The following is a 12,444-nucleotide window of genomic DNA, read 5'->3' as shown; positions in this document are numbered from 1 at the left end:
GGTGACCTGCCGCACACCGCTCTAGCGTCCGGTAACCATGGATTCCTCGCTGCTCACCGAAAAAGGTGAAAGCTATTCGAAAGCACTGGGCAACCGCCAGGTGCAGATGATCGCCATCGGCGGCGCGATCGGCGTCGGGCTCTTCCTCGGCGCCGGCGGCAAGCTCCACCAGGTCGGCCCGTCGCTGATCTTCTCCTACGCGATCTGCGGAATCGCCGCCTACTTCGTGATGCGCGCGCTCGGCGAGCTCGTCCTGCACGAGCCCAGCTCCGGCAGTTTCGTCACCTACGCGCGGAAGTTCATCGGGCCGTGGGCCGGCTTCGCCTCGGGCTGGATGTACTGGGTGAACTGGGCGATGACCGGGATCGCCGAGATCACCGCGGTCGCCATCTACGTCCACAAGTGGCTGCCGGACGTGCCGCAGTGGATCACCGCGCTGGTCGCGCTCGGCGTCCTGCTGGTGGTGAACCTGCTGTCGGTGAAGGTGTTCGGCGAGCTGGAGTTCTGGTTCTCGGTGGTCAAGGTGCTGGCCATCGTCGTCTTCCTGGTCGTCGGCGCCGGGCTGGTGCTGACGAGCGCGGACATCGGCGGCGCACCGGCCGGCGCGCACAACCTCACCGGCCACAGTGGACTCTTCCCGGCCGGGATCGGCGTCGCGCTGATGACGCTGCAGGCGGTCATCTTCGCCTACTCGGCCATCGAGGTCGTCGGCATCGCGGCCGGCGAAACGAAGAACGCCCGCAAGGTGCTGCCGAAGGCGATCAACGGCGTGGTCTGGCGGATCGGCGTGTTCTACGTCGGTTCGGTGCTGCTGCTGGCGATGCTGCTGCCGTGGCCGTTCTACAGCGGCGACGAGAGCCCGTTCGTCACCGTGTTCAGCAGGCTCGGCATCCCGGGCATCGGCGACGTGATGAACGCGGTCGTCCTGACCGCGGCGCTGTCCAGCGTCAACTCGGGCCTCTATTCGACGGGCCGGATCCTGCGTTCACTGGCCGAGAAGGGCGAAGCGCCGTCGTTCGTCAGCCGGATGAGCAGCCGGCACGTGCCCTACGGCGGCATCATGTTCACGTCGGTCGCCTACGTGCTGGGCGTGGTGCTGAACTACCTGGTGCCGAAGGAGGCGTTCGACATCGCCATCGCGATCGCGTCCCTGGGCGTGATCAGCACCTGGGCGACCCTGATCTTCTGCCAGCTCCGCCTGCGCCAGGCCGCCCTGCGCGGTGAGCTCGAGCGCCCGTCGTACCGGATGCCGTGGGCGCCCTACAGCGGCTGGGCGACGCTGGGGTTCCTGGCCCTGGTGGTGGTGCTGATGGGCTTCTCCGACGGCGCCGAGAAGATCGCGTTCTACTCGATCCCGGTGCTCGCGGTGGTCCTGGTGGTGGGCTGGCGGATCGTGGTCAAGCGCCGCGAACGCACCCCGGCCGGGTAGCGGGCATACTCGACCTCCGGACGAGGAGGTGGGGCGGTGCCCGGAACCACGGAGCCCCGGCGGGTGACGATCCACGACGTCGCCCGTTCGGCCGGGGTTTCCCGGCAGACGGTGTCCCGCGCGCTGAACGACAAGGCCGAGATCGACGGCTCGACCAAGCAGCGCGTGCTCGACGCCGTCCGCGAGCTCGGGTACCGCCCCAGCCGCTTCGCCCGCGGCCTGGTCCGGCCGGACACCACCACGATCGGCCTCGTCGTGCCGGACCTGCTCAACCCCTTCTTCACCGAGGTCGCCTCCGGCGCGCTGGAGGCGGCCCGGGCCCGCGGCTGGCACGTCGTCGTGCACGACACCGCCGACGACCCCGAGCAGGAGCTCGCCACGCTGCGGGTGATCGGCACCCAGGTCGACGCGGTCACCGGCTACTTCGGCCGGTCCGATGAGGACCTCGACCGGCTCACCGCCGGCATCCCGGTCGTGCTGATCGACCGCGAGCCGCGCACGCCGCGGTTCAGCGGTGTGGTGGTCGACGGCGAAGACGGCGTCCGCGAGGCCGTCGCCCACCTCGTCTCGCGCGGGCACCGGCGGATCGGCATGCTCGACGGGACCCCCGGGCCGAGCGTCCGCCGCCGGTGGTTCCTGCGGGCCGCCGCCGGGTGCGGGGTCTCCGTGCAGCCCGGCTGGATCACCGCCGGTGCCCAGAGCGTCGACGGCGGCGGCTCGGCGCTGGCCACCCTGCTCGCCGCCCACCCCGACGTCACCGCGCTGTTCGCCTTCAACGACGTGATGGCCATCGGCGCCCTGCGCGAAGCCCGCCGGTTCGGGCTGGGCGTGCCGGCCGACCTCGCCGTGATCGGGTTCGACGGGCTCGCCCTGGGCACGCTGGTCGAGCCGGAGCTCTCGAGCGTCGCGATCGACACCCGCGCGGTCGGCGCCCTCGCCGTCGAGCAGGCGGCCCGCCTGGTCACCGGCGCGGCGCCGCTCGAACCGGCAGAGCTGATCGTCCGCGCCCGTCTCCACCTGCGCGAATCCGCCTGATCCCTTGACACCCGGCCGCGCCGGGAAGCACACTGCGGAGCGGTCCGTGAACGTTCACGGGAACGTTCTCGGGCGCGTGCCGAGCGCGGAAAGGACCCCATGTCGTACCTCGAAGACCCCGGCCCGGGCCGCGGTTCCCTTCCGCCGCGCGCGGCTTTCACCTCCGACGCGCCATCGTTGTCGCTGAACGGCACGTGGCGGTTCCGGTTGTCGCCGAGCCTCGCGGCCGCGCCGGCGGGGGTCGAAGCCGAGGCCTTCGACGACTCGGCGTGGGACGAGCTGCCGGTGCCGTCGCTGTGGCAGCTGCACGGCCACGGGCGTCCCGCCTACACGAACGTGCCCTACCCGTTCCCGGTCGAGCCGCCGCACGTGCCGTCGGACAACCCGACCGGCGACCACCGGCTGCGGTTCGACCTGCCCGGCGGCTGGCCGGCCGGGTCCGCCGTCCTGCGCTTCGACGGCATCGACTCCTGCGGCCGGATCTGGCTCAACGGCACCGAACTCGGCGTCACCCAGGGCAGCAGGCTGCCCTCGGAGTTCGAGGTGGGCGCGCTGCTGCGGCCGGCCGGGAACGTGCTGGTCGTGCGCGTGCACCAGTGGTCGGCGGGCAGCTACCTCGAAGACCAGGACATGTGGTGGCTCTCGGGCATCTTCCGCGCCGTCACGCTGCTGGCCCGCCCGGACGGCGGCATCGGCGACTACTGGGTCCGCGCGGACTACGACCACACCACCGGCCTGGGCACCGTCCGGGTCGAGACCGGCCCGGACGTCGTGCTGGACATCCCCGAGCTGGGCGTCACCGGGCACCCCGCCGGCGAGGCGCTGGAGCTGCAGGTCGAGCCGTGGAGCGCCGAGACGCCGCGGCTCTACGAAGGCACGCTGGCCACCGCGGCCGAGCGGGTCCCGGTGCGCATCGGGTTCCGGACCGTGGCCATCGAGGACGGGCAGCTGAAGGTCAACGGCCGTCCGCTGATGCTGCGCGGGGTCAACCGCCACGAGCACGACCCGCGCACCGGGCGCGTGGTTTCGCCGGAGACGGCGCTGGCCGACGTCCTGCTGATGAAGCGGCACAACGTCAACGCGGTCCGGACCAGCCACTACCCGCCCGACCCGGCGTTCCTCGAGCTGTGCGACACCCACGGCCTGTGGGTGATCGACGAGTGCGACCTGGAGACCCACGGCTTCGAGCTGCTGGGCTGGGCCGGCAACCCGAGCGGCGAGCCGGCGTGGGCCGAGGCCTACCTCGACCGGATGCGGCGCACGGTGGAGCGGGACAAGAACCGGCCCAGCGTGATCCTCTGGTCGCTGGGCAACGAAAGCCACACCGGCGAGAACCTCGCCCGGATGGCCGAGTGGGTGCGCCACCGCGACCCGACGCGGCCGGTGCACTACGAAGGCGACCACGACTGCGCCTACGTGGACGTGCACAGCCGGATGTACGCCACGCACGAGGAGGTCGAGCGGATCGGCCGCCGGGAGGACACCAACGAGCGCCGGCGGGACCTGCCGTTCCTGCAGTGCGAATACGGGCACGCGATGGGCAACGGCCCGGGCGGGCTGCTGGAGTACCGCGAGCTGTTCGAGCGCTACCCGAACTGCCAGGGCGGGTTCCTCTGGGAGTGGATCGACCACGGCCTCGCCGCCGACGGGCACTTCGCCTACGGCGGCGACTTCGGCGAGCCGATCCACGACGGCAACTTCGTCATCGACGGCCTGGTCTTCCCCGACCGGACGCCGTCGCCGGGGCTGCTCGAGTTCGCGAAGGTGATCGAGCCGGTCCGGATCTCGGCCGGCGCGGACGGGCTCGTGGTGAGCAACCACTACGACTTCGCCGACACCGGGCACCTGACGTTCACCTGGGTGCTGGAGGACGAAGGAGTCGCTGCCGCGCAGGGTGTTCTCGATGTGCCGGCTGTCCGATCAGGACAGAGTGTTTCGGTCCCGCTGCCCGAGCTGCCCGCGACGGGCGGGGAGTCGTGGCTGACGGTGTCCGCGTCGCTGACCTCGGCGACGGCGTGGGCCCCGGCCGGCCACGTCGTCGGCTGGGGTCAGCTGGCGGTGTCGGCGGCCCCGGCCGCGGCGCCGCTGCCGCCGCGGGGCCCGGTGTTCCGCACCGGCGGCCGGCTGGTGCTGGGGGCCGGCCGGTTCGACCCGTCGACGGGGACCTTGTCGGCGCTCGGCGAGCACCCGGTGCGCGGCCCGCGTCTCGACGTCTGGCGCGCGACGACCGACAACGACCGCGGCACGTTCGCCGGGCGGCCCGCCGCCGACCAGTGGCGCGAGGCCGGCCTGCACCGCATGCAGCACCGCGTGATCACGATCGACGCCGACGGCGAGGAACTGGTGGTGCGCACCCGGGTGGCGCCGCCGGCGCAATCGTTCGGGCTGTTCGCCGACTACACGTGGACGGCGTTCGACGACCGCCTCCGCCTGCGGGTCGAGGTGACCCCGGACGGCGAGTTCCCGGGCACCCTCCCCCGGCTGGGGCTGGCGATGGCGATCCCGGGCACGCTCGGCTCGGCGGAGTGGTTCGGCGGCGGCCCCGGCGAGGCGTACCCGGACAGCCGCCAGGCGGCCCGCATCGGCCGGTTTTCCAGCAGCGTCGACGGTCTCCAGACGCCGTATGTGTACCCGCAGGAGAACGGCAACCGAACGGCGGTCCGCTGGGCCCGCCTGACCGCCCCGGACGGCCCGGGCATCCAGGTGGCCGGCGACCCGGTGTTCGAGTTCACGGCCCGCCGCTGGACCGCGGCGGCACTGGAGGCGGCGCGGCACACCGACGACCTGACCCCGGACGACGTGGTGCACCTGACGCTGGACGTGGCCCAGCACGGGTTGGGGACGGCTTCGTGCGGGCCCGGGGTGTTGCCGGAGTATCGGCTGGTGCCGCAGAAGACGGAGTTCACGTTGTGGTTCCGCCCCCTTTCCGGGTGAGGACGAGCGCTCGCACGACTCGTCTCAATAAATCGCACAAGTCGTCTCATTAATCGCCGTCGGACAGGTGCCGGTAGATCGTGGCGCGGGAGACGCTGAGCTCGGCCGCGATATCCGCCGGTGAGTGGCCCGAGTCGTAGAGCCGACGGGCGGCCTCGATCGTCTCCGGGCTCATCACCGTCGGCCGGCCGCGGCCGGCGCGGGGCCTGCCGGGCGGCGCGGAAGTGCCGAAGAGGCGGTCGACGCCGTCGAGGATCGCCTCTCGGAGCTCCGACACCGCGACGTCGGCGAAGAGGACCACCGGGTCGCTGAGCATCGCGATGGCCTGCGCCGCCCGGACACGGCCGGCCAGGTCCGCGTCCGGGCCGGCGACCAGGGCGTTGGCCCGGAGCATGCCGTCACGGAACCGCGCGAACACGGCGCCGGACGCGGTCAGGCCCAGGTCCACGAGGTTGAGCCGCAGCAGGTACCGGTGCTCCAGCCACACGTCGAGGAGTCCTTCCAGCACCGCGCGGCGGACGTCGTCGACCTCCGCCGCCTTCGCCAGCACGGCCTCCAAGGCGGCCAGCATCGGTTCGGCCAGCGCGGTCAGGATGTCCACCTTGCCGGGGAAGTGGTAGAGCACCGCGGTCTTGGTGACCCCCACCCGTTCGGCCAGCTCCCGCACCGAGGTGGCGTGGTACCCCCGCGCCGAAAACTCCTCCAGCGCCGCGCGCAGGATCCGCGCCCGGGTGTCGTCCGTCATCGCCTCAGCGTAGCGCCCTTGCCTGACCGGCGGACAGGAGCGTACCGTCGGCACTGACCGATGGTCAGGACAGCGATGGGGGCACCACGATGACCGAACAGACCGTGCTGATCTCCGGCGCCGGCGTCGCCGGGCCGACCCTGGCGTACTGGCTGGCCCGCGCCGGCTTCCGGCCGACCGTGGTCGAGCGGGCCACCGGGCTGCGCTCGAGCGGGAGCCCGGTCGACGTCCGCGGGCCGGCCTTGCGCGTCGCGGAGCAGATGGGCATCACCACGCGACTGCGGGAAGCGGGCACGAGCGCGACGGCGCTGAACTTCGTGGACGACGCGGGCAGGCGCACCGGCCGGATCCCGATGGGGTTGCTCGGCGCGGGCGGCGACATCGAACTCCCCCGCACCGACCTCGCCGCGATCCTCCACGACGCGGCGCGCGAGCACGCCGAGTTCGTCTTCCACGACTCGATCACCGAGCTTCGCGAAGACGACGGCGGCGTCGACGTCACGTTCGAGCGCGGCGCCCCGCGGCGGTTCGACCTCGTGCTGGGCGCGGACGGGCTGCACTCGGCGGTGCGGCGGCTGGCGTTCGGCCCGGAACGCGCGTTCGTCGAACACGTGGGCGTCTACATCGCGACGCTGCCGCTGGCCGGGCCGCCCGCCGACGCGACGGCGATCGAGATGTACAACTCGCCGGGCCGGGCGGTGGCGGTGCACCCGTCCCGCGGCCACGGCATCGCGGCGTTCATGTTCCGCGGCGACGCGCTGCCGGGGTTCGACCACCGGGACACCGCGCTGCACCGGCGCCTGCTCGCCGAGGCCTACGCGGGCGCGGGCTGGCGGGTCCCGGAACTGCTGGCCCAGGTGCGCTCGGCCGACGACCTGTACTTCGACTCGGTGAGCCGGGTCCGGATGGCTCGCTGGAGCACCGATCGCATCGCCTTGGCGGGCGACGCGGCATCGTGCGTGTCCCTGTTCGGCGACGGCTCGACGCTGGCCATGGCGGGCGCCTACACGCTGGCCGAAGAGCTGGGCCGGACGCCGGGAGACGCGCCGTCGGCGTTCCGGCGGTACGAAAGCGCCCACCGGAAGCTGGTGGAGCCGAAGCAGCGAGCGGTCTCGACGGCGGCGGCACTGCTGATCCCGGCCACCCGCGGCGGCTTGGCGGCCCGCAACTTCGGGACGCGCCTGCTGCCGCTCGTCTCCGCGGCCCGGCGCCTGGTGCCGGCCCGCGCGGCTTAGGCGAGATCGGGCCACGGGCCGTCCGTGGCCCGATCAGCAGCCCCGCCGTCAGTTTCGCAGCATCGGCGGATAGAGCACCTCCGCCGATCCCCGCCGGTACAGCCGGGCCGGGCGGCCGCCGTCGCGGGTGGTTGTCCGGCCCGTCGGCTCCAGGAGGCCCTCCGCTCCCGTCACCTTGCGGTGGAAGTTGCGCGGGTCCAACCGGGTGTCCCACACCAGCTCGTACACCCGGCGCAGCTCGGCGACCGTGAACTCCGGTGCGCAGAACGCCGTGGCCAGCGGGGAATACTCGAGTTTCGCCCGGGCGCGCTCCACCCCGTCGGCCAGGATGCGGTCGTGGTCGAACGCCAGGCGCTCGGCCCGCAGTGACCGGACCGGGGCCCACCGCGCCTCCGCCGCGTCTGTGCCCGCGCGCGGCACCGGCAGGTCCGGCGCCAGTGCCAGGTACGCCACCGTCACGACCCGCATCCGCGGGTCGCGGCCGGGGGCGCCGTAGCCGGCCAGCTGTTCGATGTGGACGGTTCCCGGCGCCAGTCCCGTCTCCTCCGCCAGCTCGCGCCGCGCCGCCTCCGCCAGGTCCTCGTCCTCGCCGACGAAGCCGCCGGGCAGCGCCCACTCCCCCAGGTACGGCTCCACGCCCCGGCGGACCAGCAGCGCGCACAGCTCGTCGCCGGTCAAGGTGAGCACGACGAGGTCCACAGTGACGGCGAACGGCGGGTGTCCCATGTCACCACCCTAATCGTCAGCTTGACGATTAGCCAGTCCACCCCATATCGTCACCACGACGATAAGAGGAGGGCTCCATGGCCGACATCGACCGCCGGTTCGGGTTCCGGCACCTGCGCGGTGCCCCCACCGTGCACATCCGGCACTACCGCCGCGGCAAGCTCGCGCACGACGGCGTCGGGCTGTCGTTCTGGTACCGGCCGCTGACGGCAGTCGTCTCGGAGGTACCGGTCGACGACCGCGAACTCCCCCTGCTGTTCCACGCCCGCACGGCCGACTTCCAGGACGTCACCGTCCAGCTCGCCCTCACCTTCCGGATCGAGGACCCGGCGCTGGCCGCGCAGCGCATCGACTTCTCCATCGACCCGGACACCGGCCGCTGGAGAAGCGATCCACTGGCGCAGATCAGCGGGCTGCTGACCGAAAACGTCCAGCAGTACGCGCTCGAGGTGCTGACGCGCACGCCCCTGGCCACCGCGCTCGTCGACGGCGTCCGCGCGGTCCGCGACCGGATCCGCGCCGGCCTGGCCGACGAGGACACCCGGCTCGCGCAGACCGGCTCGGCGGTGATCGACGTCCGCGTCGTCGCGATCCGGGCCGAGGCCGACGTCGAGAAGGCGCTGCAGACGACCGCGCGGGAGAAGGTGCAGCAGGAGGCCGACCGCGCCACCTTCGAGCGGCGCGCGCTCGCCGTCGAACGCGAACGCGCGATCAGCGAGAACGAGCTGCAGAACCAGATCGAGCTGGCCCGCCGGGAGGAACAGCTGCTCGCCCAACGCGGCGCGAACGCTCGGCGCCAGGCCGAAGAAGCCGCGGCGGCGAACCGGATCGAGACCGAGGCGCAGGCTTCGCGTGAAGAGCGGCTGACGCAGGTGAAGGCCGACGGACAGCGTGCGCTCGGCGAAGCGGAAGCGGCGGGCGAGGCGGCCCGGCTCGCGGCGTACCGCGACCTGCCCGAGGGTGTGCTGACCGGGCTGGCCCTGAAGGAGCTGGCCGGGAACCTGCCGCAGATCGAGAGCCTGGTCCTCACCCCGGACCTGCTCGCGCCGCTGCTGACGAAGCTGGGCATCCGCTCGTGAGCCTCGCCCCGCGGGTCGTGCTCGTCCACCGCCGCACCGAGCTGGCCGAGCTCGTCGCCCGCCACGGCACCCGCGGCCAGGCCGAGTTCTTCCTGCGCACCCGCGGGCGCGACCTCGCCGAGGTGACGGCGGCGGACACGGCCCTGCGCGCCGCGCTCGCCGCGGCCAGTGCGGCCATCCCGCTGGACTGGCGCCGCGGCGAGGTCGAACGCGCGGACCTCGACCGGTTCCTGTTCACCCCGGAGGACGTCGTCGTCGTGGTCGGACAGGACGGCCTGGTCGCCAACGTGGCCAAGTACCTCGACGGCCAGCCGGTGATCGGCGTCGCGCCGGGCGAACCCGGCGTCCTCGTCAAGCACCCGGTCGAGGCCGTCGCGGACCTGATCCGGTCCACGACCGACGTCGAGCACCGGACGATGGCCGAACTCACCGCGGACGACGGCCAGCGGCTGCTCGCCCTCAACGAGATCTACCTCGGGCACGCCGGGCACCAGACGGCCCGCTACCGGCTGGGGGTCGGTGGCGGGCGGGCGGAACGCCAGGCGTCGTCGGGGATCCTGGTCGGCACGGGCACCGGGGCCACCGGCTGGTGCGGGTCGGTGTGGCGGGAACGCCGCAGCGGCCTGCCCCTGCCGGCCCCCGGCGAGGCCCGGCTGGTCTGGTTCGTGCGGGAAGCGTGGCCGTCACCGTCGACCGGGACCGCGTGCACCGAAGGGGAACTGACGCGGGCGCCGCTGACGGTCGAGGTCGAATCCGACCGGCTGGTCGCGTTCGGCGACGGCCTCGAAGCCGACACCGTCGCCCTCACCCGCGGCCAGACGGCGACCTTCGCTCCCGCGGCGAAGACCGTCCGCCTGGTGCGGTGACGGAACGGACGACACGCGTGCTCGGACGGACGACACGCGTGCCTGGAGGGACGACACGACGAGGGATCAGGTGCCGTAGCGGGACTTGACGATCGACGGGGTGTCGAGGTTGCGGCCCGCGTCCATGTTCTGGGCCAGCCGCAGGTACTGACCCTCGGCCCACATCAGCGGGCCCGCGCTGCCGGTCGGGCGGCCGAGCCCGAAGCAGCCGACGTCCGCGCGGTCCCAGACCTGCTCGGGCACGAAGTAGCCGTCGTTGACCGAGTCCGCCATGGACTTCAGGTACACCGCCGCCGAACGGCCGTTGGCGAGCTCGTACTGCCCGCGCTCCCCCGACAGCACCGGCCACAGCCGCCCGAAGCGCTGGGTGGCGCCGGCCGGCCAGCCGCTGCAGTTGGCGGTGCTTTCGCCGTAGTTGTCGTGCGGGTAGCGGTGGAAGTAGACGTCGCCGTTCGGGAGCGTCACCTGCACCGCCGAGTTGCCGTCGGAAGCGGCGGCCGTGGGGGCCACCGAGTTCGCGATCGTCGCGTCCCCGGCCGGGCGGATGCCGAGGCGGACCAGGTCGAGGAAGCCGAAGTCGGTGACGTCGTGCTCGTAGAAGCAGCCTTCGTCGAAGCAGATCGTGGCGGTGTCGTTCGGGTTGCCGGCCCGGTCGAGGCGTTCGTAGTAGGTGTGGCCGCCCCAGTAGCCCGACGTCGTCACGGTCCAGCCGGCCAGGGAATTCCGCCAGGAGTCCGCTGTGGACTCCCACGACGCCGCGCTCGCGGTGTCGCCGTTGGCCCGCGCGACGGCGCCGGCCGCGATCAACCCGGCGATCTCCGCGGCCACCGACGACGGCGACTTGCCGTACTGCTCCTCCCAGCGCTCGGTGGTGTCCGGGCCGGTGGCGACGATGTGGTTCGCCGTCGTCTTGATCTTGACGTAGGTCGAGGCGTCGGTGACGCCGGTCAGCCAGGCCAGCAGGATCGCGTTGGCGTCCTGGTCCAGCTGTTCGCAGCAGCCGAGCTGCTGGGCGCTCGCCCCCGCGACGCCGGAAACCGGGCTGTAGCGCGGGAACGAGCCCGCCGGGTAGGTCGTGCCGTCGCCGGCGGTGGGGCTGCCGATCCACTGGGCGTTCCAGAGGAACTGGGCCATCCGCTTGGCCTGGGCGCTGTCGCCCGCGGCCAGGAGGCCGGTCGCCTGCTGGTAGAGGTCACGGCCCCAGACCCGGTGGTAGCCGTCGTTGAGGTGGTCGCCGTTGGTGAAGTCGCCCCACGGGGTGGCCAGGCCCGCGACGCTCGCGCCGGGGTGCTGCTTGTCTTCCGCCGTCTTCAGCGCCATCGCCGCCACGTAGTAGGTGCGGCGCCGTTGCGTGTCGCCGGAGATGCTCGCCGGAGCGGGTTTCAGGCTGCCGACGTAGGAGTTCCAGCCGCTGCGGTAGGACGCCGACACCGCGGCGAAGCCGCCGGCCAGCGATCCGCTCGCGGCCGAGGAGGCGGCGGCCGCCGTGGCGCCGAAGCCGAGGGCGACGGTGAACGTCGTGTCCGTTCCCACCGGGATCTGGCCGCACTGGACCACGTTGCCGGTGCCGGCGATGGTGTCGAACTGGTTGTTCAGGGTCTTGTCCGCGCGGAGGTCGACCAGGCAGTCGCTGGCCGCGCCGGTGTAGCCGTTGTCGTGCGCCGTGAAGCCGGTCGAGGCGCGCAGTGCGGAGACGACCGTGGTGGGGGTTCCGCCGAACAGCGTTTCGGTTCCGCTCGCCATCAGGGCTCCGGTCGAGTCCCACCAGGCGTTGTCGTTCGCCCCGCCGCCGGCCATCGAGGGGTTGGCCAGGAGGTAGAGGCGGTACGTGCCGCCGTCCAGGGACTGGAAGCGGGTGTTCGTGACCAGGGTGGCCCGCGCCGGGTCGGTGACGTAGTCGGTGGTGATCCGGTACTTGCCGCTCTTCGCCGTGTTCGTGATCGTGTACTGGAGTGCCTTCTCGTCGGGCATGGTCACGACGTGGTCGGTGGCGTCGCGCTCCAGGTCCACGAACGTTGCGCCGTCCGTGACGACGTACTGCACGTCCTGGGTGTTGGGGACGTCCGCTCGGGGGTAGAAGACCTCGGAGGTGACGCCGTTCGCGACGGTGAACCAGACCGGGCTGGCGGTGGTGGTGGATGTACCCAGTGCCGACTTGTTGCCCGTCGCCCAGGAGGCTCCACCGCCGCAGCAGTCCGTTGCCGTTCCGGTCGCGGCCGCTGTGCCCTGCAGGGTTGCGGCCAGCAGGATGGTGGTTCCTGCGCAGGCCAGGGCGGCTTTCCACCTGATCATCGGGGTCCTCCGACGGCGTTGTCGTTCAATATGTTGCGGGTCGCAACATATTGCGGCTTCGCGGAGTGACAAGCAATGTCCGATTGGGCTGGATCGATTCAGG

Annotated in this window: 9 protein-coding genes; 6 read left to right on the top strand and 3 right to left on the bottom strand. The window is 72.4% G+C overall.

Annotation, left to right across the window (positions count from 1 at the left end; genetic code table 11):
• The first annotated feature begins 37 nt into the window (after positions 1-37).
• The 3 genes from ACWEGE_RS00835 (at position 38) to ACWEGE_RS00825 (ending at position 5,398) form a co-directional block, all read left to right on the top strand.
• Positions 38-1,429, top strand: coding sequence for an amino acid permease (locus ACWEGE_RS00835; protein WP_449658368.1), 1,392 nt, complete (start codon positions 38-40; stop codon positions 1,427-1,429).
• Positions 1,430-1,465: 36 nt separating this feature from the next.
• Positions 1,466-2,464, top strand: a complete 999-nt coding sequence (locus tag ACWEGE_RS00830) for a LacI family DNA-binding transcriptional regulator (RefSeq protein ID WP_449658367.1) — start codon at positions 1,466-1,468, stop codon at positions 2,462-2,464.
• A 99-nt stretch (positions 2,465-2,563) separates the two neighbouring features.
• Positions 2,564-5,398, top strand: a complete 2,835-nt coding sequence (locus ACWEGE_RS00825; protein WP_449658366.1) for a glycoside hydrolase family 2 TIM barrel-domain containing protein — start codon at positions 2,564-2,566, stop codon at positions 5,396-5,398.
• Positions 5,399-5,447: 49 nt separating this feature from the next.
• On the opposite strand, the gene ACWEGE_RS00820 is transcribed toward ACWEGE_RS00825, so the two are convergent.
• Positions 5,448-6,143 carry a TetR family transcriptional regulator gene (locus ACWEGE_RS00820; protein WP_449658365.1) on the bottom strand — a complete coding sequence of 232 codons (696 nt, stop codon included), beginning with the start codon at positions 6,141-6,143 and terminating at the stop codon, positions 5,448-5,450.
• An 89-nt stretch (positions 6,144-6,232) separates the two neighbouring features.
• Between ACWEGE_RS00820 and ACWEGE_RS00815 the strand changes: the two genes are divergently transcribed.
• On the top strand, positions 6,233-7,378 hold the full coding sequence (locus ACWEGE_RS00815) for an FAD-dependent monooxygenase (RefSeq protein ID WP_449658364.1): 1,146 nt from the start codon (positions 6,233-6,235) through the stop codon (positions 7,376-7,378).
• Between the two features lie 48 nt (positions 7,379-7,426).
• On the opposite strand, the gene ACWEGE_RS00810 is transcribed toward ACWEGE_RS00815, so the two are convergent.
• Positions 7,427-8,104 (bottom strand): NUDIX hydrolase, encoded by a 678-nt coding sequence (locus tag ACWEGE_RS00810; protein ID WP_449658363.1) that lies wholly within the window; start codon positions 8,102-8,104, stop codon positions 7,427-7,429.
• Positions 8,105-8,181: 77 nt separating this feature from the next.
• Between ACWEGE_RS00810 and ACWEGE_RS00805 the strand changes: the two genes are divergently transcribed.
• A complete protein-coding gene (locus ACWEGE_RS00805; RefSeq protein ID WP_449658362.1) occupies positions 8,182-9,183 on the top strand; it encodes an SPFH domain-containing protein in 1,002 nt (333 codons plus the stop codon).
• The gene (locus ACWEGE_RS00800) at positions 9,180-10,049 is read left to right on the top strand and encodes a hypothetical protein (protein WP_449658361.1); all 870 of its coding nucleotides are present in this window, start codon (positions 9,180-9,182) and stop codon (positions 10,047-10,049) included. The genes ACWEGE_RS00805 and ACWEGE_RS00800 overlap by 4 nt, the downstream gene beginning before the upstream one ends.
• Before the next feature lie 66 nt (positions 10,050-10,115).
• On the opposite strand, the gene ACWEGE_RS00795 is transcribed toward ACWEGE_RS00800, so the two are convergent.
• The gene (locus ACWEGE_RS00795) at positions 10,116-12,341 is read right to left on the bottom strand and encodes a glycoside hydrolase family 15 protein (RefSeq protein ID WP_449658360.1); all 2,226 of its coding nucleotides are present in this window, start codon (positions 12,339-12,341) and stop codon (positions 10,116-10,118) included.
• Between the last annotated feature and the right edge of the window lie 103 nt (positions 12,342-12,444).

The organism is Amycolatopsis sp. NPDC004747, from assembly GCF_053601335.1.
Note: the sequence above shows the minus strand (reverse complement) of the source record. Positions and strands in the feature narration are given on the sequence as shown.